The following is a 25,134-nucleotide window of genomic DNA, read 5'->3' as shown; positions in this document are numbered from 1 at the left end:
TGCGATCTTTTGCTTTTAACGGTTACAAAATCCGGTAAAGCAACCGCTCAATCCGCACCCGGCTCACCCGCTTGAGAAACTTCGCCACTCCCGCCGGATACTCCGGCAGAGTCTCAAGGTTCTGGAAGCTGGCAATCCGTGTGGTGTTGCGGAAAATCTCTGCCTGCTCCTTCGCCCGTGGCTCAAGCCACTCGCCTTGCGGATCATCGATCAGCAGCGCGTTTTCCAGGTCGAGACGAAACGCCCGCGGGTTGAGGTTGTTGCCGGTCAGCAGCGTATAGCGCTGATCCACCCACATGCCTTTGAGGTGATAGCTGTTGTCGCCGTCACGCCACAGGTGCAGGTTCAACTGGCCGCTGTCGATGTTGCGCTGATGACGCTTGGCGAAGCGGCGCAGGCTGATTTCGTACAGGTACGGCAGCGCCGCAATCACCTTGAACGGCTCGCTCGGCGGAATGTAGAAATCGTTGGCGGTTTTGTCGCCGACCACGATGTCGATCGTCACCCCACGGGCCAGCGCGCGGTTGATCTCGCGGATGATCGGCAGCGGCAGATTGAAATACGGGGTGCAAATCGTCAGCTGCTGTTGCGCACTGGCGATCAGTTCGACAATCACCCGGTTCAACGGGTTGTTCTTGCCCACGCCCAGCAGCGGACTCACCGACAGGCCGCTATGCGCGGTACTGCCGGCGCTGGTGTCGTACGCCGCGTATTTGAGACGGCTGCGCAGGTCGCCGATGTCGTTGCGCAGGCTGCGGGTGGTCGGCAGGTTCGGCAGGTCGAGGCGATGCACAGCCTTGGATTCGATCAGGCCGTGCTTGACCAGGTGATGCATTGAATCCGCCAGTTCGCGGCTGTGCAGCACGTGGTAGCGGTCGAAACGGTACTTGTCGAACTTGTGCAGGTAGACGTTGTTCAGGCTTGCACCGCTGTAAACCACGCAATCGTCGATCACGAAGCCTTTCAGATGCAGGACGCCGAACAGTTCGCGGGTCTGCACCGGGACACCGTAGACCGGCACTTCACTCTGATGCGTGCGGGTCATTTCCTGATACCACGCCGAGTTGCCCGGCTGCTTGCCGGCACCGATCAACCCGCGCTGGGCGCGCAGCCAGTCGACCACCACGACGATCTCCAGCTCCGGGCGCTTGAGCTTGGCGGCGTGCAAGGCATCGAGGATTTCCTGACCGGCCTCGTCGTGCTGCAAATACAGCGCAACGATGTAGATGCGCCGGGTCGCCTCGGCGATTTTCTCCAGCAGGCAACGACGGAACTCGGCGGCGCCGGACAGAATGGTCACGGCCTCGGCAGTCAGGGGAAAGCTGCGCAGTTTGGGCAGCAAAGAGCGTTTGAAAAGCAACGGCATAGGGCTCGCAATGGGTCGAATCCGAAGAACCCGAGAGCTTACACCATCAACCGGTTCGGGTCTTGTGAGTGTCTGTAAAGAGATCAAAAGATCGCAGCCTTCGGCAGCTCCAACAGGGATCATTGTAGGAGCTGCCGAAGGCTGCGATCTTTTGATCTTAAAAATAGCTTGCGAAAGGAGAACGATCGTTCTACTGTTCGCCACATGAACGAAATCAATGACACCTCGACCCGCGACATCATTCTGGATGTCACCGAAAAGTTGATCTACAAAAGTGGCATTGCGGCCACCGGCATGGATCTTCTGGTGAAAACCGCCGGCGTCTCCAGAAAAAGCATTTACCGCTACTTCGCCAACAAGGAGGAGCTGACCGTCGCTGCCCTGCAACGCCGCGACGTGCGCTGGATGCACTGGTACCGCAGCGCTGTCGATCAGGCCGAAACCCCGGCCGACCGCCTGCTCAACCTGTTTACCGTACTCAAGAGCTGGTTCGCCTCGGAAGGCTTCCGCGGCTGCGCCTTCATCAATACCAGTGGCGAGACCGGTGACCCCGAGGACCCGGTGCGCCAGGTCGCCAAAGACCACAAACAGAAGCTGCTCGACTACCTGTGCGAGCTGTGCACCGAACATGGCGTCGAAGATCCGCAACGTCTGGCCAGGCAGTTGCTGATCCTGATTGACGGCGCCATTACCGTAGCGCTTGTGATGGGTGATCACAGTGCCGCTGATAATGCGCAATGCATGGCGCGTAAGTTATTGGACCTGTAACGCCTTAAATAAGCCTGAACCGTTGTTTAATCGTTTATTAGATCGGGAGACTGACAATGTCGACTGCTGCCCAAGTGCGTCCACCGCTACCGCCGTTCAATCGTGAATCGGCTATCGAAAAAGTTCGACTGGCCGAAGATGGCTGGAACTCCCGCGACCCCGAGAAGGTGTCGCTGGCCTACACACTCGACACGAAATGGCGCAACCGCGCCGAGTTCGCCAACAACCGCGAAGAAGCCAAGGCGTTCCTGACCCGTAAATGGGCCAAGGAACTCGATTACCGCCTGATCAAGGAACTTTGGGCCTATTCGGATACGCGGATTGCCGTGCGCTACGCCTATGAATGGCGCGACGATTCGGGCAACTGGTTCCGTTCCTACGGCAATGAAAACTGGGAGTTCGATGAGCACGGCCTGATGTTCCAGCGCTATGCCTGCATCAACGACATGCCGATCAAGGAAAGCGAACGCAAGTTCCATTGGCCACTGGGTCGGCGTCCGGATGATCATCCTGGGCTGTCGGACCTGGGTCTATAAGCTCACGACAATCCCTGTCGCAGTATGCGGAGGCTGCGAGATATTGGCCTGTTCGAAAACAACAAGGTCAATCGATCGCAGCCTTCTTCCCGTTTCAAGATGATCGCCATCGATTTATCGCGAAAATGTCTAACTGACTGTCATTTATGACAGTAGTCACAAGTCTTGATTGACTGAATGATCGGAGCGTACCGCCAACTTCATGATCGTTGAGGACTCTCTATGAAACAGACCAATCGCATCAAAAATGGTGATTTCAGCAGCGGCAACTTCGACTACTGGCGTCCCAAGGGATATGACACGCCAATAACCGTAGAACTTCGCGAAGGCAACTTTGCCGCTCGAATGGTCGGCGGCAGAAATCAAGGACAAAATCTGGCTGCTGAAATTTTCAGCGTCAAGCCCGGAGCTTTCAAGTTCGATTTCGACATCGAGGCACCCGATGCCGTGCCTCTTGAAGACACCCAGCATAGAACCTTTCACATCCAGGGCCGCGAGACGGCAGACAACCCGCTGATTAATGCATTCGTCGTTTATACCATCTGGATGACCAATGCTCAGGGCGAATCAACTATCTGGACCAGCTGGCGATACGTCGATCGGCAATCACAGACAATTACGGTGGAAGGCATTACGCCAGAGGGTTACGGCCGGGTGGATATTCAGGTCGCCATACCCAGTGATCCGTTCGGCAACAAGGGCTGTTATTTTCTCGACAATTTTCAGTTTTTAACCCTCGACTAAAGTGAAATCCCGACGCCCATGACGAGCACTGATCCGTGTCGCAGGAGGCCTGTGTTACGGGCTATGATGACGCCCCGTTCCTTCCTGCCACACAAGCCGATTCCATGCCTTTCGAACTCAGCGTTGACCTCACTACCCTGGCCGTTCTGGCCCTTGTCGCTTTCATTGCCGGCTTCATCGACGCCATCGCCGGCGGCGGTGGTCTGCTGACCACGCCCGCGCTGCTGACTGCCGGGCTGCCGCCGCATCTGGTGCTGGGCACCAACAAACTCAGTTCGACGTTCGGCTCGGCCACCGCCAGCTTCACCTTCTACCGGCGCAAACTGTTCCACCCTCGGCAATGGATGCACGCGATCGTCGGCACTCTGGTCGGTGCGTTGACCGGTGCTGTCGTCGCGCACTACCTGCCGGCGGAATGGCTGAACAAGATGCTGCCGGTGATCGTCTTCGCCTGCGGCCTCTATCTGTTGTTCGGCGGTACGCCAAAAGCGCCGCTGGACAGCGACGCGCCAATCAAGAAGAAATGGCAATCGAGCCAAGGCTTCAGCCTCGGTTTCTACGATGGCGTGGCCGGCCCCGGCACGGGTGCGTTCTGGACCGTCAGCAGCCTGCTGCTCTACCCCATCGACCTGGTCAAGGCCAGCGGTGTGGCGCGCAGCATGAACTTCGTCAGCAACATTGCGGCGCTGTCGGTGTTCATGTTTTCCGGGCAAGTGGACTGGATCATCGGCCTGAGCATGGGCCTGTCGGTGATGGTCGGCGCATTCTTCGGGGCGCGCACCGCGATCAGCGGCGGCGCCAAGTTCATTCGTCCGGTGTTCATTACCGTGGTGCTGGGCCTGACCGTGCGCCTAGCCTGGCAACACTGGTTCAGCGTGGCCTAAACGGCGCGCCACGTAGACGTCGATCAGGTAACGGGCAATCGATTTTGACGCCGGCAACGGCGGCAGATCGTGCACGTTGAACCACTGGGCGTCTTCGATCTCGTCTTCCTGGCAGACGATCTCGCCACCGGCATATTCGGCATGGAAGCCCAGCATCATCGAGTGCGGGAACGGCCAGCACTGACTGCCCATGTACTGGATGTTCTTCACCTCGATGCTGACTTCCTCGCGTACCTCGCGAATCAGACAATCCTCGGCCGACTCGCCCGGCTCGGCAAACCCGGCCAGCGTGCTGTAGACCCCGGTGACGAAACGCGGTGAGCGCGCCAGCAGGATCTCGTCACCACGGGTGACCAGCACGATCATGCTCGGCGAGATCCGCGGATAACTGCGCAGCTCACACGGCTGGCAATACATCGCCCGCTCCCTCGGCACCTGCATCATCGCCTGCCCACAGTTGCCGCAGAAGCGATGTTCGCGCGCCCAGGTGCCGATCTGCGCGGCATAACCCAACACCTTGTAGACGGTGTGATCGCCATCGAGCATGAACGCCCGCAGCCCCTTCCAGTTGCAGCCCGGCACTTCGCTGTGGCTGTGCAGTTCCAGCAGATACACCGGCTCGCCATCGAGATGGCCAATGCCATGCTCGGCGAGGATCGACAAGTCCTGACGCTTGAGCCATTCCCGGGGGAACAGCGCGCCGTTGTCATCGAACAGAAAGCCTTCGGGGCTGCGCGCCACGGCCCAGCCGCCGGGTTGATCGGTGTCCAGTACTGCAGTGGTCCAGCGAGCTGTCATGGTTTCTCAATCCAGAAATTCGGGTTTCTGTTTACTCATATGGGCGGCCATGGCCACGCGCAAGTCGGTGGATTGCAACATGGCGGCGTTCCAGGTGGCAACGTATTCGAGGCCGTCGTCAATGCGGTGGTCACGCATGTAGCTGATCATTTCCTTGGTACCGGTGACCGCGATGGGCGATTTGCGGGCGATGTCGCGAGCAATGTCCATCACGCCTTCGAGCAGCAGGTCCTTGTCAGCATAAACGCGATTGACCAGACCGAGGCTGCGCGCTTCGTCGGCACCGAACGTACGACCGGTGTAAGCCAGTTCACGCAGCATGCCGTCACCGATGATCCGTGGCAACCGTTGCAAAGTGCCAACATCGGCGGCCATGCCGATATCGATTTCCTTGATCGAGAATTGCGCGTCCTCGGCAGCGTAACGCATGTCGCAGGCGGCGATCAGGTCGATGGCACCACCGAGGCAATAGCCTTGAATCGCCGCCAGCACCGGTTTGCGGCAATTATCGACGGCGTTGAACGAGGCTTGCAGAGTAAGGATCTTGCGCCGCAGCAGACGCGCGTTACGACCGACGTCCTTGCCCAGCTCATTGGCGACGCCGGCGAGCATCATCAAGTCGATGCCGGAGGAAAAGTGTTTGCCGTTGCCGCTGAGCACCACCACTCGCACTTCGTCGGTGTCATCGATCCACTGGAAAATCTCGACGATCTCGCTCCAGAACGCGGCGTTCATGGAGTTGATCTTTTCCGGACGATTGATCTGCACGTGCGCGATGTTGTCGGCCAGTTCGACGCTGAAGGCGGTGTATTGAGTCATGGCAGTGATCCTTTACCGGGCAGAAAATGAGGCCCGAACTATAACAAGGCATCACGAGGGCGGTTCGGCCAAATGCGGGACTGACTTCCACAAAAAATGCTGGCGCGCCTTCATCCCTGTAGATACCGTCTTGCCCCTCACCGGGCAAGTGCCAATTTCGGGTCAAATGGTTGGCCCGATTTGAGCACTCCGTAGACGAAGTGCAACAACTTGCGCATGGCTGCACAGATGATCTGTTTGGGGGCTTTGCCATTGGCCTTCAAGCGTTCCTTCATGGCGATGATCGCCTCGTTGTGCCTCAGCGCTACCAGGCCTGGCATGTACAGACCCGCCCGAACGCGAGCCGAGCCGACCCTCGAAATAATTGTTCTGCCTTTGAGTTTTCCTGACTCCTGCAGCTTAGGGTTCAACCCTGCAGCAGCGACCAGTTTGCGAGGGTCGTCGTATTTGCGCAGGTCGCCCAGCTCGGCCAGCAGCCGCTCAAGGGTTTTCTGCCCGATACCGTCGATGGTCACGATCAAGTCGCGCATCTGGCGCATGTCCGGATCATCATCGATGTGTTTCTTGATCGCTTTGTGCGTTTCAGCGATCTCTTTTTCGATGTGGCGCAGAACGGAGTTGATCGAGTCTTTGACCTTTTCGTCGGACACATCCAGACGATTGAGCTCCATCTGCTCCATTTCCTGAAGATCATCCAATCGACGCACCATCGCCTTCAGTTGGCGGTATTTCAGTGGCTCCGGAGCCCAAAGCTGAAGCTTTTCAGCCTTTTCCCGAGCAAAATCAGCGAGCAGTTTGGCGTCGCTTTTATCGGTTTTGATCCGGCGCAATTCGCTGTCGGCGTAAGCATGGGTCGTGGCCGGATTGACGACACAGACCCGGTAACCCTTGTTGTAGACGAACTCGGCAAGTTCCAGGTGATAGACGCTGGTGGCTTCCATCACGATCGAGGCTGTGGGCTCGACCTGCTTGTTCAACCAAGCTTCAAACTCTTTGAAACCCTTCGCGTCATTAGGCAGCTTGGCCTTGGTTTTGTGCTTACCGTTTGGCAAGTGCGTGGCGATATCAAAGGTGTTTTTAGCGATATCGACACCGACGAAACTGGACATGAGTGTCTCTCCATTGATCTGTTTTCGATCATCACTGCACTCTGTCCAACCTTGCGAATGCGAGCTCTCGCCAGAGACGGGCCCAAGATACCGTTCGAACTATATGAGTGAGTGTGGAGGGCTGGAGCACGATCTACATCACAGGCAAAAAGCCTAAGGAGCTGCACGGCTTCCAAGTCCCTCCCTCGATGATCAGTCGAGAACTATCGCTCCTGACGGAGCGATAGTCGAGATACAAGGAGCTGCCGAAGGCTGCGATCTTTTGACTTTCAAGATCAAAAGATCGCAGCCTGCGGCAGCTCCTACAGGGTTTTGTATGTGCAGCAAAAAATCTAACTGACCTTCACCGCCACATACGCCGCCGTCTCATAAGGCACCGTCAACACATGCCGCCCACGCAACGCCGGCTCCGAGGCAATCAGCGCGCGGATCTGCTCATCGACCTTGTCCCGCTGCGCCTGCGGCAACGCGGCAATGAAACTGGTGGAGCGCACCCGATTGAAAATCACGTCCTCCGGCGAGCCGGTATGTCCATGGTGGAACTGCTGCAATTGCAGCGGCCCGAACGCCGGATGCGGAAACACCTGACGCCATTGGCCGGTGTAGTAACGCGGCGTGTCGCCTTCCAGCGCGTTAACGATGGCATCGAGTTTCGGCACCCAACTGACTTGCGTGTCGCGCAGGTTCCAGATCAGGCCAAGCTTGCCGCCGGGCTTGAGCACCCGAGCGATTTCGCTCAAGGCCTCGGGCGTGGCGAACCAGTGAAACGCCTGCGCGCAGACCACTGCATCCACCGACGCATCCGGCAGTGGCAGATCGGTCGCCGTACCGCTCACCGCCAGCACCTGCGGCCAGGCAGCGGAAAGTTTTTCCAGCATCTGCGCCACCGGCTCCACGGCGATCACCTGCGCGTCAGTGGCCGCCAGCCGTCCGGTGAACTTGCCAGTGCCGGCGCCCAGATCGATGACAGTCTTGTGACTGTCCAGACCCAACGTCTGCGTCAGCCACTGACTGACCTGCGGCGGATAGTCCGGGCGGCCCCTTATGTAGGTGTCGGCGGCAGTCTTGTAGCCGGCAGCAGCGGAGTGATGGACCTGATCTTTCATGGCAGTTCCTCATGTGTCAGCGCCGGGTCATGACAAAGCGCTGGATGGACGGCAGGCGTTCCCGAGCATAACGCCACAATTTGCGCTTACCTTGAACAGAGCCTGACAAAGCAATGAATAAAATGCCGTGCTGTGGTGTTCAAAGTGAAACATAACCCTCTGTGGAGCCTTGCCCATGACTATCCGTTCCGTTATGTTCGCCGCCCCGTTGCTGCTGGTGACCGCGCTGTCTGCATCGATGGCGTTTGCCAACGGTGATGAAAGTGCGCCGGTGCAGAAACCCAATTGCCCCAAAGGCCAGGTCTGGGACAGCAAATCGCAGAAATGCGTGATGCAGACCAGCCGTGCCGTGCCGGATGCCGACCGTACCGATTACGCCTACAGGCTCGCCAAGGACGGTCGATACGAAGAAGCCCTGGCCCTGCTCGACACCCTCAAACAACCGAACACCGCCAAAGCCCTCAACTATCGCGGTTACGCCACGCGAAAACTGGGGCGTACCGATGAAGGCATCGGCTATTACCTGCAATCGGTGAAACTCGATCCGCAGTACGCGCAAGTGCGTGAATACCTCGGCGAAGCCTATGTAATCAAAGGCCGCGTCGACCTGGCGCAGGAACAGTTGCAGCAGATCAAATCGATTTGCGGAACCTCTTGCGAGGAATACCAGGACCTGGCTGAAGCCATCAACGATTCATCGAAAACCTGAAACAGATAAAGGAACGCCATCATCGTCAGCGATCAGGCATTCAGAGCGGAACTCGGACAGCATCTGGCGCGACTGTGGCGCTACGGCCTGCTGCTGTCGCGCAATCGGCACGTGGCCGAGGATCTGGTGCAGGCCACATGCGTGCGGGCGCTGGAACGTGCCGGGCAATATGTCGCCGGCACGCGCATGGATCGCTGGTTGCTGAGCATCCTGCATTCGATCTGGCTCAATGAAGTGCGCGCCCGCCGGGTGCGTCAGGGTGCGGGCCAGGTCGATGCCGACGGGCAACTGGCCTTCGACGGCGAATACGCCGCGCAGACTCATGTGATGGCAGCGCAGGTGATTCGCCGGGTCGATGCGTTGCCTGAAACCCAGCGTGTAACCGTATACCTGGCTTACGTCGAAGGCCTGTCCTACCGCGAAGTCGCCGAGATCCTGCAAGTGCCGATCGGTACGGTGATGAGTCGTCTGGCCACCGCGCGGCTGAAACTGGCCGAATACCCGCCGCTGCAAGCCGTGCCGAAAACCACCGGAGGTGACCGCCCATGAACAAGCCCTCCGACGAACAACTGGTGGCCTACCTTGATGATGAGCTGGATCCGGCGTATCGCAATCAGCTCGACAGCGCGATTGCCGACGACCCGTTGCTCAGCCTGCGCGTGCAATGGTTTGAACGCAGCAGCCTGCCGTACAAGGATGCCTATGACGAACTGGCGCAACAGGCGCCGCTGGAGCGTTTGCAGGCGCGCCTCGATGCCATCCCCGCCCCCCAGCGGCCGGGCTTGAGTCGACGCTGGTTTATCGGTGCGGCTGCCGCGAGTCTGTTGGCGGGCGGCGTATTGGCCGATCGCCTGTTTCTCGCCTGGCAGTCACAGCAGGCGCATAACTGGCGCGCCTTGGTGGGCGACTATATGGCGCTGTATGTGCCGCAGACGCTTGATCATTTGCCGGGCGACGAAGCCAGCCAACGCGCGCAATTGCGTGCGGTTGACGCGCGGCTCGGTCTAAAGCTGTCACCGGCGCTGCTGAAGTTGCCGGGCGCGGAACTCAAACGTGCACAGATGCTCGAGTACGACGGCGTACCGATTGCGCAACTGACCTATCTGGACGCCAGACATGGGCCGATGGCCTTGTGCGTGACCCGCTCCAATAGCGGCAGCCGACCACTGGCGCACGAACGGCGCCATGAAATGAACGTGGTGTACTGGGCCGAAGGCGAACATGCGTGGATGTTGATCGGGCACAACCCGGCGCCGGAACTGGAAGATCTGGCCAGGCGCTTGATCGAACGGTTGAGCGCATGAGAGTCGCTGCCACTATGCTGAGCGAGTGATTATCCAAGGAGGAACCCCCGATGCAGATTTCACCCCGCAGCGCCCTGCTGGTCATTGACGTGCAGAACGACTTCACCCCGGGCGGCCAGTTGGCCGTACCCGAGGGCGATCTGATCGTCCCGCTGATCAATCGCCTCAGCGGCCTGTTCAAACAAGTGATCATTGCCCAGGACTGGCACCCGAGCGGCCACGCGTCATTCGCCTCCAGTCACCCCGGGCGCCAACCGTATGAGGTGATTCAGTTGCCCTACGGCGAGCAGACCCTCTGGCCGGATCATTGCGTGCAAGGCAGCGCCGGTGCCGAGTTTCACCCCGACCTGAAACTGCCTCATGCGCAACTGATCATCCGCAAGGGCTGCAACCCGGACATCGACAGCTATTCGGCGTTTCTCGAGGCGGACCGGCGCACCACCACCGGGCTGGCCGGATACCTCAAAGAACGCGGTATCGACACGGTGTACATGGTTGGTCTGGCGCTGGATTTCTGTGTGATGTTCTCGGCGCTGGACGCGCGGGCGGCGGGGTTCAATACGTTTGTGGTGCTGGATGCCTGTCGCGCGATTGATATGGAGGGCTCACTGGCGACGGCCATGGAGCGGATGCAGACGGCCGGGGTTGGCTTGATTCAGTCGAACCAACTCATCTGACCCTGTAGGAGCTGCGGCACGCTGCGATCTTTTGATTCTGATTTCAAGAACAAGATAAAAGATCGCAGCCTCGTTTCACTCGACAGCTCCTACAGTGGGTTGATGCTCAGCTTGCAGTGGGCAACCACAACCTGAACCGCGCCCCACCCAACGGCGAGCTTTCCACCGTCAGTGTCCCGCCCTGCGCCTCCAGCGCCCGGCGGCTGATGGCCAGGCCCAGACCAAAACCACCGGTAGCACGGTCGCGGCTGCGATCCAGGCGATAAAACGGCTCGAAAATTCGCTCCCGTTCATCATCCGGGATACCAATACCATCGTCGTCGACCCAGATCCCGCAACCATCAGGGCTGACCTGCACGCCAATCTGGATACGCTTCTCGCAATAGCGCATGGCATTGCGCAGCAGGTTCTGGATCGCCCGCGCGGTCAGGCGCGGGTCGAGCGAAAAGCGTTCGAGCTGACCGTGCAGCAGCACATCAATGACGATATCCGGTGATTCCAGCTCTTCATCGACGCTGCCCAGAATGCTGTCGATGAACTCATCCAGCGAAACCTCAACCTGTTCCGGTAATTGCGCCGGATTCTGCAGGCGGCTGTAAGACAACAATTCCAGCACCAGTTCATCCAGTTCACGAATGTGCGCCACCAGCCCTTGCAGGCGCTCGCGACTGGTCGCCGGCAAATCATCGGACAGTGCCAGGGCCAGACCGAAATCCAGACGGGTCAGCGGCGTGCGCAATTCGTGGGACACCGCATTGAGCAGGTCGCGCTGCTGGTTGAGCAGATTTTCGATATCGCCGGCCATGGTGTCGAACACGTTGGCCAGGCTGCCGATGTTGGAGCTGGCGGGAATCTGCGTACGCTCGCTCAAGTGGCCTTTACCGAAGCGTTCGGCGGCCCCCTTGAGGCGCTCCAGATCACGCCAGTGCGGGCGAATCCACAACAGCAGGCAGGCGAGCATGGTCGCGCCGATCAGCACGTTGATGCTCCAGTACAACAGATTGACGTCCAACGGATCCGGCGGCACCACCATTTGCACCGCGACATCGTCGTTCAGCGGCGTGACCGCCAAGGTGCGCCATCCCCAATCACCAATGCGCACCACGTTTTCCCCAGCGCGCAGACGTGCCTGCTCGGGGGCGGTGAAACCGGCGTCGTCGATGCGCGCCAGAACGATGTGCAGCGGCTGGAAGTCTTTGTCCATCGACTGCGCCAAGGCTGGCCACTGGTCCTGTGGCACCGCGTGAAACTGACGGGTGATCAGCGATTGCAAGCCGCGCGAGTAGTCGAGGTTGTAGGTGATGAAGCGCTCGCGGAACGCCATGATCACCAGATCCGGCACCAGATAGATTGCCGCGCTGTAGGAGACGATCGTCACCAGATACAGGCGAAACAGGATTCTGAACATCAGCTCAGCATTCCCATTCGGAACGGCTGAACAGGTAACCCTTGCCCCACACGGTCTTGATCTTGCGCGCCTCGCCGGCGTGGTCGTCGAATTTGCGCCGCAGCTTGGAAATCGCCACGTCCACCGAACGATCGGTGCCGTTGAACTCGATGCCGCGCAGGCGCTGCAGAATCTGATCGCGGCTCAGCACTTCACCGGCATGCCGGGCCAGCACCACCAGCAAATTGTATTCGCCACTGGACAGCTCTACCGGCTGCCCGCGCCAGGTCACGGTGCGCTCGGACAAATCGATGCACAGATTGCCCATGACGATGCGGTCATTGACCGTCATCGGTTCACCGAGGCTGCTGCGTCGCAGCAAGGTGCGCACCCGGGCCAGCAGGACCCGTGGCTCGCAGGGCTTGGTGACGTAATCGTCGGCGCCCATTTCCAGGCCCAGCACCTGATCGTGACTGTCGTCGCGGGCGGTCAGCATCAGGATCGGCAGCGTCGCCGAATCGGCCCGCAGCAGACGGCAGACTTGCAGGCCGTCGAGCCCCGGCAGCATCAGGTCGAGAATGACCAGGTCCGGCGGATTGATCCGTGCCCGTTCACGCACATGGTCACCACGACCGATCACGCTGACGGAATAGCCGTTGCGCTCCAGGTAGCTGGAAATCAGTTCGGCGAGGGCGGTGTCGTCTTCGACCAGGAGGATGTTGGGCATGAGGGTGTTCCAGATATTGCTGTGGTGGATGTCAGACCCTCTTCGCGAGCAGGCTCGCGCCCACATCGATTTTGCCTCGTTCACAAAACCTGTGTGGGCGCGAGCCTGCTGGCGAAAGCGGTCCAACCGTCACAAAAGAATTCAAGGCGTAAAGGATATACGCCCTCACGCGTCCCTGAGTAAAACCCTTACACAATTTCACACAGCGCCTACAAAGCTTCACCGCTACCCTCGGCGTCTGGCCTTAGGATGCGGGCTTCAATATTGGGGGTGGTACATGTCGAAAAAACTTCTGGCCGGGCTCGGCCTGATCGCTGTTGCGTCGTTGCTGAGCGCCTGTGATTCGTCTTCGAAGGCCGAAGAAGAAGCGCCGCCGGCCACCGTGCGTATCGAAACCATCGAGGCCCGCCCCCTGTCGATCAGCAGTGAACTGAGCGGGCGCATCGCTGCACCGCGCATCGCCGAAGTACGCGCCCGGGTCGCCGGTGTGGTGCTGCAACGAACCTTTCGTGAAGGCAGCGACGTGAAAAAGGGCGACGTGCTGTTTCGCATCGATCCGGCACCGTTCAAGGCTGATCTTGATAGCGCCGAAGCCGCGCTGCGCAAGGCCGAGGCCAACGCCTTTCAGGCGAAGTTGCAAGAGCAGCGCTACGCGCAGTTGATCGACGACAAGGCCATCAGCGCTCAGGACTACGACAACGCCCGCGCCAATGCCCGGCAAACCGCCGCCGATGTGGCCGCCAATAAAGCTGCAGTGGAACGCGCGAAGCTGAACCTCGGCTACGCCACCGTCACCGCGCCGATTTCCGGCCGTGTCGGCCGTGCCCTGGTTACCGAAGGCGCGCTGGTCGGGCAGAACGAAACCACGCCACTGGCGCTGATCCAGCAACTCAATCCGATCTACGCCGACCTTACCCAGTCGACCCGTGAACTCAACGAACTGCGTCGCGCGTTCCGTTCCGGGCAGTTGCAGGCAGTCGGTCAGGATCAGGTCAAGGCCACGCTGATTCAGGATGACGGCAGTCTCTACCCGTTACCGGGCAAGTTGCTGTTCAGCGACATCACGGTCGATCCAGGCACTGGCCAGATCATCCTGCGCAGCGAGTTCCCCAATCCCGATCTCGACCTGTTGCCGGGCAGTTTCATCCGCGTACGCCTGCAACAAGCGACCGTGCAGAACGGCATCACCGTGCCGCAACGTGCGGTGCAGCGTGACAGCGCAGGTATCGCTCAGGTGCTGACTGTCGACGAGCAGATGCGCGTGGCGCAGCAACCGGTGCAACTGGGCGCAGTGCAAAACGACCGCTGGATCGTCAACGGCGGCCTCAAGCCCGGCGACCGTATTGTCATCGAAGGCCTGCAACACGCCCGTCCCGGCGAAAAAGTGCAGATCGACGACACCCCTCTTCCCCTTGCCCAGACTTCTGGTCAGTAAGCAGGACGCTCTTCTATGCCGCAGTTCTTTATCGACCGCCCGGTGTTCGCCTGGGTTGTCGCCCTGTTCATCCTGTTGGCCGGTGCGCTGGCCATCCCGCAATTGCCGGTGGCGCAGTACCCCGACGTCGCGCCGCCACAAATCGAAATCTATGCGGTGTACCCCGGTGCCTCGGCGCAAACCGTCGATGAAAGCGTGGTCAGCCTGATCGAAGAAGAGCTCAACGGCGCCGATCACCTGCTGTACTTCGAATCGCAGAGCAGCCTCGGCAGCGCGACGATCAAGGCCACCTTCCAGCCGGGCACCAACCCGGAACTGGCCCAGGTTGATGTGCAGAACCGCCTCAAAGTGGTCGAGTCGCGCCTGCCGCAAGCGGTCAATCAGCAAGGCCTGCAGGTGGAGAAAGTCTCCGCCGGCTTCCTGCTGCTGATCACCCTGACCTCCAGCGACGGCAAACTCGATGACGTAGCGCTCAGCGATTACCTGGCGCGCAATGTGATGAACGAAATCAAACGCATCGACGGCGTCGGCAAGGCCCAACTGTACGGCGCTGAACGCGCGATGCGGATCTGGATCGATCCGCAGAAGCTGATCGGTTTCAACCTGACCCCGGCCGACGTCAACGCCGCCATCGTCGCGCAGAACGCCCAGGTATCGGCAGGCAGTATTGGCGATTTACCCAATCCGTCTACGCAGGAAATCACCGCGACCATTCTGGTCAAGGGTCAGTTGTCGACGCCGGAAGAATTCGCCGACATCGTGCTCAAGGCCAACCCCGATGGTTCTACCGTACGCATCGGCGATGTGGCGCGGGTCGAGATCGGCAGTCAGGAATACCAGTTCGGCACGCGTCTGAACGGCAAGCCGTCCACCGCTGTTGGCGTGCAATTGGCCCCGGGGGCCAATGCGCTGGCGACCGCCACGTTGATCCGGGCGAAGATGGACGAGCTGTCGCGCTACTTCCCGGCCGGCGTCGAATACAAGATTCCCTACGACACCTCGCCATTCGTCAAAGTCTCGATCACCAAAGTCGTCTACACCCTCGGCGAAGCGATGCTGCTGGTGTTTGCGGTGATGTTCCTGTTCCTGCAGAACATTCGCTACACCCTGATTCCCACACTGGTGGTGCCGGTGGCGCTGATGGGCACCTTCGCCACCATGCTCGCGCTGGGTTTCTCGATCAACGTGTTGACCATGTTCGGCATGGTGCTGGCGATCGGCATTCTGGTGGACGACGCCATCGTTGTGGTGGAAAACGTCGAGCGGATCATGGCCACCGAAGGCTTGTCGCCAAAAGACGCCACACGCAAAGCGATGAAGCAGATCACCGGGGCGATCATCGGCATTACCCTTGTGCTGGTGGCGGTGTTCATCCCGATGGCATTCATGCAGGGTTCGGTGGGCGTGATTTACCGGCAGTTCTCGCTGTCGATGGCGACGTCGATCCTGTTCTCGGCGTTCCTGGCCCTGACGCTGACGCCTGCCTTGTGCGCCACGCTGCTCAAGCCGATTGCCAAGGGCGAGCATCATGAAAAGAGCGGCTTCTTCGGTTGGTTCAATCGCCGCTTCGAGCAACTGACCGATCGCTATCAAGGCTGGGTCGGTTACGCGCTGAAGCGCAGCGGACGTTATCTGTTGATCTATGGCGTGCTGCTGATCGGCATGGGGTTGTGCTTCGCGCGGCTGCCCTCCTCGTTTCTGCCGGTCGAGGATCAGGGTTACACCATCACCGATATCCAGCTGCCGCCGGGCGCGAGCAAGAACCGTACGGTGCAGGTGGTCGAGCAGATCGAGGCGCACAACGCCAGTGAACCGGGGGTGGGCGACAGCACGGTGATTCTCGGCTTCAGTTTCTCCGGTAGCGGGCAGAATGCGGCACTGGCGTTCACCACCCTGAAAGACTGGTCGGAACGCGGCAGCGACGATTCGGCCACTTCGATTGCCGACCGCGCCAACATCGCCCTGAGCCAGATCAAGGACGCCATCGCGTTTGCGGTATTGCCGCCACCGGTTGACGGTCTCGGTACTTCCAGCGGCTTCGAATTCCGTCTGCAGGATCGCGGCGGTCTCGGTCACGCGACGTTGATGCAGGCGCGTACCGAATTGCTCGCCGCCGCCGAGAAAAGCCCGATCCTGATGAACGTGCGCGAAAGCGCGCTGGCCGAAGCGCCGCAGGTGCAACTGGAAGTGGACCGCAAGCAGGCCAACGCGCTGGGTGTGTCGTTCGCCGACATCGGCAACGTGCTGTCCACCGCCGTGGGGTCTTCCTACATCAATGACTTCCCCAATCAGGGGCGCATGCAGCGGGTGGTGGTCCAGGCCGAAGGCGATCAGCGCAGTCAGGTCGATGATCTGCTGAAAATGCACGTGCGCAATAACGCCGGGCACATGGTGCCGCTGTCGGCGTTCGTCCAGGCGAAATGGACCCAAGGCCCGGCGCAACTGACCCGTTACAACGGTTACCCGGCGATTGCGATTTCTGGCGAACCGTCGCCGGGGCACAGTACCGGTGAAGCGATGGCAGAGATTGAACGACTGGTCGCCCAAGGGCCGAAAGGCCTGGGTCAGGAATGGACCGGGCTGTCGCTGCAGGAACGGTTGTCCGGCAGTCAGGCACCGATCCTGCTCGGCCTGTCGCTGCTGATCGTGTTCCTGTGTCTGGCGGCGCTGTACGAGAGCTGGTCGATTCCGACCTCGGTGCTGCTGGTGGTACCGCTGGGCGTACTCGGTGCGGTGCTGGCGGTGACCTTGCGCGGCATGCCCAACGACGTGTTCTTCAAGGTCGGGCTGATCACGATCATTGGTCTGTCGGCGAAGAACGCGATCCTGATCATCGAATTCGCCAAGAGCCTGTATGACGAAGGCCACGACCTGATCGATGCAACGTTGCAGGCAGCGCGCCTGCGTCTGCGACCGATTGTCATGACGTCGCTGGCGTTCATCCTTGGCGTGGTGCCTTTGGCCATCGCCACCGGTGCCAGTTCGGCGAGTCAGCAGGCGATCGGTACCGGGGTGATCGGCGGGATGATCACGGCGACCCTGGCGGTGATTTTTGTGCCGTTGTTTTTCGTGGTGGTCATGAAGCTCGTCCAACGCTTCAGCAAACACCCTTGATCCCACTGCAGGAGCTGCAGGCTGCGATCTTTTGATCTTGATAGAACAGAATCAAAAGAATCGCAGCCAGCAGCGCCTACAAAAGCACGATAGCGTGCGCTAAGGTGCAGGGATCGATCATCACTGTGAATCCCCATGCGCTTTCTCGCCCGCACCCACCCTCGCCTGTCCGCCGCCGCTCTGGTTGGCCTTGCCACCGGCCTGCTGGTTCCTGCCGACGCCATCGTCAGCAAAATCCTCATCGGCTGGAATGCGGGCGTCTGGACCTACCTGATCCTGATGTTCTGGCTGACCGTCCGGGCGAAGGCGCCGGACGTCAAACGTATTGCCGTCATCGAAGACGAAAACGCCGGGCTGGTGCTCTTCGTGGTGTGTATCGCAGCCCTGGCGAGTCTCGCCGCCATCACCCTGGAACTGGCCGGCACCAAGGATCTGGATCCCCATCGCAAACTTCTGCATTACGCCTTCACCGCCGTCACCGTGGTAGGTTCATGGCTGGTGATCGGGGTGATCTTCTGTGTGCACTACGCACGCCTGTTTTACACCTGGGACGGCAAGGAACCGGCCCTGCGTTTTGCCGAAGGCCTGACCACGCCCAATTACTGGGACTTCCTGTATTTTTCCTTCACCATCGGCGTCGCGGTGCAGACGGCCGATGTCGGCGTGGCTACCCGGGACATTCGCAAGATCGTCCTGGCGCAGTCGTTGATCGGGTTTGTGTTCAACACCGCGATTCTGGGCTTTTCGATCAACATTGCTGCCGGCCTGTTTGGCTGAGCATTGCGCAGATACCTCAATAACGCTAAGCACCGCCCGTCGGCGCCACGTTGAAGTACCACGCGCATTCACTTGACGGAGCGTCGGCTTCTGGTGTTTCCTGAAACCGGTTTCAGCGCCATCGCGGCGCGCGAAACGAATAAATCCAATAATAAGGTTTCACACCGTGAACGACTTTTCCGCCGCCCAGCGCAGCCGCGTGACCATGCTCGATGTTGCCGAACGCGCCGGCGTGTCCAAGGCCAGCGTCTCGCGCTTCATCGGCGATGACCGCGCCCTGCTCTCCGACGCCATCGCCCTGCGTATCGAGCAGGCGATCAGCGAACTGGGTTACCGCCCGAACCAGATGGCCCGTGGTCTGAAACGCGGGCGCACGCGCCTGATCGGCATGCTGGTGGCCGATATCCGCAACCCTTATTCGATTGCCGTGATGCACGGGGTGGAAACCGCCTGCCGTGCGCATGGCTACAGCCTGGTGGTGTGCAACACCGACCGCGATGACGAGCAGGAACGCCAACACCTGGCGTTGTTGCGCTCGTACAACATCGAAGGGCTGATCGTGAACACCCTCGGTCATCACCGTGACGAACTCCACGAACTGCACCGGGAAATGCCGCTGGTGCTGGTGGATCGCAAGGTCGATGGCCTCAATAGCGACATGCTCGGGCTGAACAACGCGCAGGCTGTCGAGATGGCCCTGACGCACCTTGAGCAGCGCGGCTATCGCGATGTGTTGATGGTGACTGAACCTTATGACGGCACCAGTTCGCGGATCGAGCGGGTCAGCAGTTTTCAGGCGCACATTGCCCAGCGTACCGAATTGACCGGGGCCGTGCTGGAAACCGGCGACACACTCGCCACTGATCTTCAAACCTTTTTGAACACACCGGCTACCGGGCCTAAAGCACTGTTCTGCGCCAACGGCGTGGCGGCGCTGGCCTGCACCCTCGCCTTGCGTGAAATCGGCTGCGGGCTATTCGCGGATGTCGGCCTGATTGCCCTGGATGACCTGGATTGGTACCCGTTGGTGGGCAGCGGGATTACCGCCCTCGCCCAGCCAACGGCCGAGATTGGCGCGCGGGCGTTTGAGTGTCTGTTGAAGCGTTTGCGGGGGGATGTCGAGATCCCACGCAGGCTCGATTTTGCCCCCGTGCTGATTGAGCGCGGTTCTACCCGAGGGAATGGTGGTGTGTGAGCTGACGCCTTCGCTGGCAAGCCAGCTCCCACAGGGTTTTGTGGTGTTAATGCAATCCATCCAATACCCCAGAACATTGTGGGAGCTGGCTTGCCAGCGACGAAGCCCGAAAGGCCATCACAGAACCACCTGATATTTTTTTGAACAAAAATGAAACCGGTTTCAGAGGCAGATAACAATGAATAAACCCGCCGTTTCCATCAGCCTGTCCAGCTACGGCGCCGAGCTTGTGCGCCAACGCGGGCAAGATTTCTTCATCGACGTGCTGGCCGCCGCCGGTGCCGATCGCATCGAATGGCGCGAAGAGTTGCTGACCCGCGAAGTGCCTGCACAACTGCAGGCCGCCACCCAGGCGCAGGGTCTGCAAAGCATCTATTCGTCGCCGACCGAACTGTGGCTCGCCGGTCAGGCGCGGCCCAATCCCGAATTGATCAACGCCCTGCAACACGCCCAGGCGTTTGGCTCGAAATGGCTGAAAGTCTCACTCGGCTACTTCACCGACAACTGTGATCTGCAGGCGCTGCAGCAACTGCTGGGCAACAGTCCGGTGCAGCTGCTGGTGGAAAACGACCAGACCTTGCAGGGCGGCCGCATCGAGCCGTTCCAGCGCTTTTTCGCGGCGGTCGAGCAGCATGATTTGCCGATCAAGATGACCTTCGACATCGGCAACTGGCAGTGGCAGGACCAGTCCGCCGCCAACGCCGCACGTCTGCTCGGACGGCATGTCGGCTACGTGCACTGCAAAGCCGTGGCCCGGCGCGCCGACGGCAAACTGATCGCCGTGCCGCCCGCCGTCAGCGACCTGCATTTGTGGGAACAACTGCTGCGGCACATGGCCCAAGGCGTTATGCGCGCCGCCGAATACCCATTGCAGGGCGATGACCTGGTGGCACTGACCACCGAACATGTCGCCGCCCTCGCCCGCCTTGGCCAATCGCGTCTGGAGCCTGCCCATGTCTGAGATCGATATTCTGTCGTTCGGTGAAACCATGGCGATGCTGGTCGCCGAGCAGACCGGTGATCTGGCGGCGGTCGAACATTTTCACAAACGCATTGCCGGCGCCGACAGCAATGTGGCGATCGGCTTGTCGCGCCTGGGTTTCAATGTGGCGTGGCTGAGCCGGGTCGGCAACGATTCACTTGGGCGGTTTGTGGTTAATACCTTGATCAAGGAGGGTCTGGATTGCAGTCACGTCGCGGTCGATGACCAGCACCCGACCGGTTTCCAGTTCAAATCCCGTAACGACGATGGCAGCGACCCACAGGTCGAGTATTTCCGCCGTGGCTCCGCGGCCAGTCGTCTGTCCGTCCAGTCGATCACCGATACCTTGCTCAGCGCCCATCACCTGCACGCCACCGGGATTCCACCGGCACTGTCAGCCAGCGCTCGGGAAATGTCGTTCGAGCTGATGACACGCATGCGCCATGCCGGGCGCAGCGTGTCGTTCGACCCCAATCTGCGCCCGAGCCTGTGGGCCAGCGAACGGGAGATGATCCGCGAAATCAATCGCCTCGCCGCCCTCGCCCACTGGGTACTGCCGGGTTTGAGCGAAGGTCGCTTGCTGACCGGCTTCGAAGACCCGGCGGACATCGCCGCGTTCTATCTCGATCAGGGCGCTGAAGCCGTGGCGATCAAGCTTGGGCCGCAAGGCGCCTATTACCGCACGCAACTGGATCAGGGGTTTGTCGCCGGAGTGCCGGTGGCCAACGTGGTCGACACCGTGGGTGCGGGCGACGGATTTGCCGTCGGCATGATCAGTGCCCTGCTTGAGCATCAGAGTTTTGCCGAGGCGGTGCAACGCGCCAACTGGGTTGGCAGTCGGGCGGTGCAGAGTCGCGGGGATATGGAGGGGTTGCCGACCCGGTCCGAGCTCATCGCTGAATTCCAGTCCGCCATCGCTGGCAAGCCAGCTCCCACAGGGTTCGGCGGTGGGAATGCAATAGTCGACTTACCCGAGATACCTGTGGGAGCTGGCTTGCCAGCGATGAGGCCCGCTCAGACAACCCATTAATTGAACCTGCTGCGACAAAAACAACAAGCTCAGGAGCAACACCATGAAAACCGCAACCCTCGCCGCCCGCCGCTGGTGGTACATCATGCCGATCGTGTTCATCACCTACAGCCTGGCGTACCTCGATCGCGCCAACTACGGCTTCGCTGCCGCGTCCGGCATGGCCGCCGACCTGATGATCACCCCGGGCCTGTCTTCATTGCTCGGGGCGCTGTTCTTCCTCGGCTACTTTTTCTTCCAGGTGCCAGGGGCGATCTACGCGCAAAAGCACAGCGTGAAAAAACTGATTTTCTTCAGCCTGATCTTCTGGGGCGGGCTCGCCACGCTGACCGGCGTCGTGTCCAACGCCTATTGGCTGATCGTCATCCGCTTCATGCTCGGCGTGGTCGAAGCCGCGGTGATGCCGGCGATGCTGGTCTACCTGTGCCACTGGTTCACCCGTGCCGAGCGCTCGCGGGCCAACACTTTTCTGATCCTCGGCAACCCGGTCACGATGTTGTGGATGTCGGTGGTCTCGGGCTATCTGGTGCAGCACTTCAGCTGGCGCTGGATGTTCATCATCGAAGGCTTGCCGGCGGTGCTCTGGGCGTTTATCTGGTGGAAACTGGCCGATGATCGTCCGGCTCAGGCCAAGTGGCTGAGCGATCAGGAAAAGCACGATCTGGAAAGCGCTCTCGCCGCCGAACAGGTCGGGATCAAAGCGGTGAAGAACTACGCCGAAGCCTTCCGTTCGCCGAAGGTGATCATTCTGGCGCTGCAGTTTTTTTGCTGGAGCATCGGCGTCTACGGCTTCGTGCTGTGGCTGCCGTCGATCCTCAAGGCCGGCGCGCAAATGGACATGATCGAAGCCGGCTGGCTGTCGGCGTTGCCGTATCTGGCGGCGGTGATCGGCATGCTCGCGGTGTCGTGGGGCTCGGACAAACTGCAGAAGCGCAAACGCTTCGTCTGGCCGCCGCTGCTGATCGCCTCCATTGCGTTCTACGGTTCCTACGCCTTGGGCGCGGAACATTTCTGGTGGTCGTACACACTGCTGGTGATCGCCGGTGCCTGCATGTACGCACCTTACGGGCCGTTCTTCGCCATCGTTCCGGAGATCCTGCCGGCCAACGTCGCCGGCGGTGCCATGGCGCTGATCAACAGCATGGGCGCGCTGGGTTCGTTCGGCGGCTCGTATCTGGTCGGCTATCTGAACAGTTCCACCGGTTCTCCCGGTGCTTCGTACCTGCTGATGAGCGGCGCGTTGCTGCTGTCGGTGGTGCTGACGATTTTTCTCAAGCCCGGCGCCAGTGATCGTGTCGTGGCCAAAGCCGTTGCCACGCGTCCCGTGCCGGCGCATTCCTGAAGAGATTTTTGCCCATGAAAAAGCAAGTCGTGCTGTACAAAAAACTGTCGCCAGCGCTGATGACGCGCCTGCAGCAACACTGTGACGTGACGCTGATCGAAAGCCTCGACGCCGACGGCCTGATGAAGCTGCGCGACGCCTTGCCGAGCGCCCACGGTTTGCTCGGTGCCAGCTTGAAACTCGACGCCGCGCTACTCGATCTGGCGCCGCAACTGCAGGCGATTGCCAGCGTTTCGGTGGGCGTCGACAACTACAACATCGACTACCTGAGCCGACGCAAGATCCTTCTCAGCAACACCCCGGATGTGCTCACCGAGACCACCGCCGACACTGGCTTCGCCCTGATCCTCGCCACGGCCCGGCGCGTGGTGGAACTGGCGAACATGGTGCGCAGCGGCCAGTGGCACCGCAACATCGGCCCGGCGCATTTCGGCACCGATGTGCACGGCAAGACCCTGGGCATCATCGGCATGGGTCGCATCGGCGAGGCGCTGGCGCAGCGCGGGCATTTCGGTTTTGGCATGCCGGTGCTTTATCACAGCCAGTCGCGCAAACCGGCAGTCGAGGCGCGTTTTGACGCGCAGTACCGTAGCCTTGAAGCGCTGCTGCAAGAGGCGGATTTCATCTGTCTTACCTTGCCGCTGACCGCGCAGACCGAAGGTTTGATCGGCGCCGAGCAATTTGCGCTGATGCGACCCGAGAGCATCTTCATCAATATCTCGCGCGGCAAAGTGGTGGATGAAGCGGCGCTGATCGACGCGTTGCGCCACCAGCGGATTCGCGCGGCGGGGCTGGATGTGTTCGAGCGTGAACCGCTGAATCATGACTCGCCGTTGTTGCAGCTGAATAATGTGGTGGCAACGCCGCACATGGGTTCGGCGACGCATGAGACGCGGGAGGCGATGGCCAGGTGTGCTGTGGACAATCTGCTGACGGCTTTGGCTGGGGGGAAGCCGGTGAATCTGGTGAATCCGGTGGCTTGGCAGGGCTGAGATCTTCAGTGCCTGTTTTGGCCAAATCGCTGGCAAGCCAGCTCCCACAGGGTTTTGTGTCGTTCTGAACTGTAATGAACACTGAAGAACCTGTGGGAGCTGGCTTGCCAGCGATGAGGCCGGGACAGGCAACACAAAACTGTCAGGCACTACGCGCCTGCAACAACTGCACCGCACACAACGCAATCCGCGCACAGGCATCCGCCAACTTCACCCTGTCCAGCACCAGCCCGATGCGAATATGCCCCGCCGCACTCGGCCCGAACGCTTCACCGGCCAGCACCGACACCCCGTAACCTTCCAGCAGCCGCTCGGCAAATGCCTGCGCACCAAACCCGGTCTGGCGCACATCGACCATCACGAACATCCCGCCATCCGGGCGAATCGGTTGCAACCCCGGGCAGCCGCGCAAATGCTCGCAGACCAGATCGCGGCGCAAACGATATTCCTCGCGCATCTGCGTCACCTCCGGCAGATCGCTGTGCAGCGCAATCTCCGCCGCTTTCTGCACAAAATCCGGTAGGCCAAAAAGCATGCTCAACGACAGGTTCACCAGATGCTCGGCCAGCGCTTTCGGCCCGATCGACCAGCCGATGCGCCAACCGGTCATGGCGTGGGATTTCGACAAACTGTTGATGGTCGCCGTACGTTCGGCCATGCCCGGCAGACTCGCCGGGCTGATGTGCTCGCCCTCATAAAGCAGATCGCTGTAGACCTCGTCGCTGATCAACCACAAATCGTGACGCACGCAGAGCGCCGCCAGTTCTTGCCAGATCAGCAGGGAAAGGCTCGCGCCGGAAGGATTATTGGGACTGTTGAGCAACATCGCGCGGGTCTTCGGCGTGATCCGCGCGGCGACATCGGCGGGGTCAACGCGAAAGCCATTTTCCGGCCGCACTGGCACCGGCACCACCGTCGCGCCGCACGCGCCGAACACGCCCTCGTAGGTCACGTACATCGGCTCGGCGACGATCACCTCGTCACCCGGATCCAGCAGGCATTGAGCGACCGAATACACCGCGCATTGCGCGCCGGGCAGCACGATCACGTGCTCGGCATCCACCACTTGACCGCTGCGTCGCTGGTGGCGAGCGGCGATCAGCTTGCGCAGCGCCAGTCGGCCACGTACTTCGGAATAATGGGTATCGCCAGCCAACAGGCTGTCGATGGCGCCGTGGATGATCGGCAGCGGCGTGTCGAAATCCGGATCACCCACGCTCAGCAGCAGAATGTCGACTCCCTCGGCGCGCAACGCCAGCGCGCGGTCATGAATCTGCCAGGCCGCTGCGCCCTCCCCGGCGATGCGTTGGGTCAAGGCTGAATAGCGCATGTA

The 25,134-nt window shown here is 60.4% G+C and carries 24 protein-coding genes; 16 read left to right on the top strand and 8 right to left on the bottom strand.

Annotation, left to right across the window (positions count from 1 at the left end; genetic code table 11):
- Window positions 1-22: 22 nt before the first annotated feature.
- Window positions 23-1,366, bottom strand: a complete 1,344-nt coding sequence (gene pssA, locus ACYZUM_RS09745) for a CDP-diacylglycerol--serine O-phosphatidyltransferase (RefSeq protein WP_108182666.1) — start codon at window positions 1,364-1,366, stop codon at window positions 23-25.
- A 204-nt stretch (window positions 1,367-1,570) separates the two neighbouring features.
- Here pssA and ACYZUM_RS09740 point away from each other — a divergent pair, with 204 nt between their 5' ends.
- The 4 genes from ACYZUM_RS09740 (at window position 1,571) to ACYZUM_RS09725 (ending at window position 4,298) form a co-directional block, all read left to right on the top strand.
- Window positions 1,571-2,134, top strand: a complete 564-nt coding sequence (locus tag ACYZUM_RS09740; protein ID WP_041063753.1) for a TetR/AcrR family transcriptional regulator — start codon at window positions 1,571-1,573, stop codon at window positions 2,132-2,134.
- Window positions 2,135-2,190: 56 nt separating this feature from the next.
- Window positions 2,191-2,670, top strand: a complete 480-nt coding sequence (locus ACYZUM_RS09735; RefSeq protein ID WP_007963424.1) for a nuclear transport factor 2 family protein — start codon at window positions 2,191-2,193, stop codon at window positions 2,668-2,670.
- 222 nt (window positions 2,671-2,892) lie between these two features.
- Entirely contained in the window at window positions 2,893-3,414 is a 522-nt protein-coding gene (locus ACYZUM_RS09730; protein WP_108182665.1) for a hypothetical protein, read from the top strand.
- 104 nt (window positions 3,415-3,518) lie between these two features.
- Window positions 3,519-4,298: a TSUP family transporter gene (locus ACYZUM_RS09725; protein ID WP_041063750.1), complete on the top strand. Its 780-nt coding sequence runs from the start codon at window positions 3,519-3,521 to the stop codon at window positions 4,296-4,298.
- Here ACYZUM_RS09725 and nudC read toward each other — a convergent pair.
- The 4 genes from nudC to ACYZUM_RS09705 all read right to left on the bottom strand — a co-directional run bounded on the left by nudC (window position 4,266) and on the right by ACYZUM_RS09705 (window position 8,130).
- On the bottom strand, window positions 4,266-5,096 hold the full coding sequence (gene nudC, locus ACYZUM_RS09720) for an NAD(+) diphosphatase (RefSeq protein WP_041063748.1): 831 nt from the start codon (window positions 5,094-5,096) through the stop codon (window positions 4,266-4,268). The two genes, ACYZUM_RS09725 and nudC, sit on opposite strands and share 33 nt — an antisense overlap.
- Before the next feature lie 6 nt (window positions 5,097-5,102).
- Window positions 5,103-5,915 carry a crotonase/enoyl-CoA hydratase family protein gene (locus ACYZUM_RS09715; protein ID WP_041063746.1) on the bottom strand — a complete coding sequence of 271 codons (813 nt, stop codon included), beginning with the start codon at window positions 5,913-5,915 and terminating at the stop codon, window positions 5,103-5,105.
- Window positions 5,916-6,052: 137 nt separating this feature from the next.
- Window positions 6,053-7,024, bottom strand: coding sequence for an IS110 family RNA-guided transposase (locus tag ACYZUM_RS09710; protein WP_108181669.1), 972 nt, complete (start codon window positions 7,022-7,024; stop codon window positions 6,053-6,055).
- 332 nt (window positions 7,025-7,356) lie between these two features.
- Window positions 7,357-8,130: a class I SAM-dependent methyltransferase gene (locus ACYZUM_RS09705; RefSeq protein ID WP_108182664.1), complete on the bottom strand. Its 774-nt coding sequence runs from the start codon at window positions 8,128-8,130 to the stop codon at window positions 7,357-7,359.
- A gap of 175 nt (window positions 8,131-8,305) precedes the next feature.
- On the opposite strand from ACYZUM_RS09705, the gene ACYZUM_RS09700 reads away from it, so the two are divergent.
- From ACYZUM_RS09700 to pncA, 4 genes are all read left to right on the top strand, one after another.
- Complete coding sequence (locus ACYZUM_RS09700; RefSeq protein WP_108182663.1) at window positions 8,306-8,839, top strand: tetratricopeptide repeat protein; 534 nt, start codon at window positions 8,306-8,308, stop codon at window positions 8,837-8,839.
- Between the two features lie 90 nt (window positions 8,840-8,929).
- On the top strand, window positions 8,930-9,388 hold the full coding sequence (locus tag ACYZUM_RS09695) for a sigma-70 family RNA polymerase sigma factor (RefSeq protein ID WP_262947953.1): 459 nt from the start codon (window positions 8,930-8,932) through the stop codon (window positions 9,386-9,388).
- Window positions 9,385-10,143 (top strand): anti-sigma factor family protein, encoded by a 759-nt coding sequence (locus ACYZUM_RS09690; RefSeq protein WP_108182661.1) that lies wholly within the window; start codon window positions 9,385-9,387, stop codon window positions 10,141-10,143. Before ACYZUM_RS09695 ends, ACYZUM_RS09690 begins: the two co-directional genes overlap by 4 nt.
- A gap of 50 nt (window positions 10,144-10,193) precedes the next feature.
- Window positions 10,194-10,820 (top strand): bifunctional nicotinamidase/pyrazinamidase, encoded by a 627-nt coding sequence (gene pncA / locus ACYZUM_RS09685; protein ID WP_108182660.1) that lies wholly within the window; start codon window positions 10,194-10,196, stop codon window positions 10,818-10,820.
- A 106-nt stretch (window positions 10,821-10,926) separates the two neighbouring features.
- Here pncA and ACYZUM_RS09680 read toward each other — a convergent pair whose 3' ends face one another.
- Entirely contained in the window at window positions 10,927-12,228 is a 1,302-nt protein-coding gene (locus ACYZUM_RS09680) for an ATP-binding protein (RefSeq protein WP_108182659.1), read from the bottom strand.
- Between the two features lie 4 nt (window positions 12,229-12,232).
- Complete coding sequence (locus ACYZUM_RS09675) at window positions 12,233-12,934, bottom strand: response regulator (protein WP_041063735.1); 702 nt, start codon at window positions 12,932-12,934, stop codon at window positions 12,233-12,235.
- 277 nt (window positions 12,935-13,211) lie between these two features.
- On the opposite strand from ACYZUM_RS09675, the gene ACYZUM_RS09670 reads away from it, so the two are divergent.
- The 8 genes from ACYZUM_RS09670 to ACYZUM_RS09635 all read left to right on the top strand — a co-directional run bounded on the left by ACYZUM_RS09670 (window position 13,212) and on the right by ACYZUM_RS09635 (window position 23,801).
- On the top strand, window positions 13,212-14,369 hold the full coding sequence (locus ACYZUM_RS09670) for an efflux RND transporter periplasmic adaptor subunit (RefSeq protein ID WP_108182658.1): 1,158 nt from the start codon (window positions 13,212-13,214) through the stop codon (window positions 14,367-14,369).
- A gap of 15 nt (window positions 14,370-14,384) precedes the next feature.
- Entirely contained in the window at window positions 14,385-17,483 is a 3,099-nt protein-coding gene (locus ACYZUM_RS09665; protein WP_108182657.1) for an efflux RND transporter permease subunit, read from the top strand.
- A 135-nt stretch (window positions 17,484-17,618) separates the two neighbouring features.
- Entirely contained in the window at window positions 17,619-18,260 is a 642-nt protein-coding gene (locus ACYZUM_RS09660; RefSeq protein WP_108182656.1) for a DUF1345 domain-containing protein, read from the top strand.
- Between the two features lie 166 nt (window positions 18,261-18,426).
- Window positions 18,427-19,455, top strand: a complete 1,029-nt coding sequence (locus tag ACYZUM_RS09655; RefSeq protein ID WP_108182655.1) for a LacI family DNA-binding transcriptional regulator — start codon at window positions 18,427-18,429, stop codon at window positions 19,453-19,455.
- Window positions 19,456-19,633: 178 nt separating this feature from the next.
- Window positions 19,634-20,416: an AP endonuclease gene (locus ACYZUM_RS09650; RefSeq protein WP_108182654.1), complete on the top strand. Its 783-nt coding sequence runs from the start codon at window positions 19,634-19,636 to the stop codon at window positions 20,414-20,416.
- Window positions 20,409-21,467, top strand: coding sequence for a sugar kinase (locus ACYZUM_RS09645; RefSeq protein ID WP_108182653.1), 1,059 nt, complete (start codon window positions 20,409-20,411; stop codon window positions 21,465-21,467). The genes ACYZUM_RS09650 and ACYZUM_RS09645 overlap by 8 nt, the downstream gene beginning before the upstream one ends.
- Window positions 21,468-21,510: 43 nt before the next feature.
- Window positions 21,511-22,809 carry an MFS transporter gene (locus ACYZUM_RS09640; RefSeq protein WP_047294284.1) on the top strand — a complete coding sequence of 433 codons (1,299 nt, stop codon included), beginning with the start codon at window positions 21,511-21,513 and terminating at the stop codon, window positions 22,807-22,809.
- A gap of 14 nt (window positions 22,810-22,823) precedes the next feature.
- A complete protein-coding gene (locus tag ACYZUM_RS09635; protein ID WP_108182652.1) occupies window positions 22,824-23,801 on the top strand; it encodes an NAD(P)-dependent oxidoreductase in 978 nt (325 codons plus the stop codon).
- Between the two features lie 142 nt (window positions 23,802-23,943).
- Here the strand turns inward: ACYZUM_RS09635 and ACYZUM_RS09630 are convergent, their stop codons facing one another.
- Window positions 23,944-25,131 carry a pyridoxal phosphate-dependent aminotransferase gene (locus ACYZUM_RS09630; protein ID WP_108182651.1) on the bottom strand — a complete coding sequence of 396 codons (1,188 nt, stop codon included), beginning with the start codon at window positions 25,129-25,131 and terminating at the stop codon, window positions 23,944-23,946.
- Window positions 25,132-25,134 lie beyond the last annotated feature (3 nt).

The sequence above is a fragment of the Pseudomonas sp. m6p genome, from assembly GCF_055760375.1.
The sequence above is the reverse complement of the archived record's forward strand: the minus strand, read 5'-3'. Positions and strand labels throughout refer to the sequence as shown.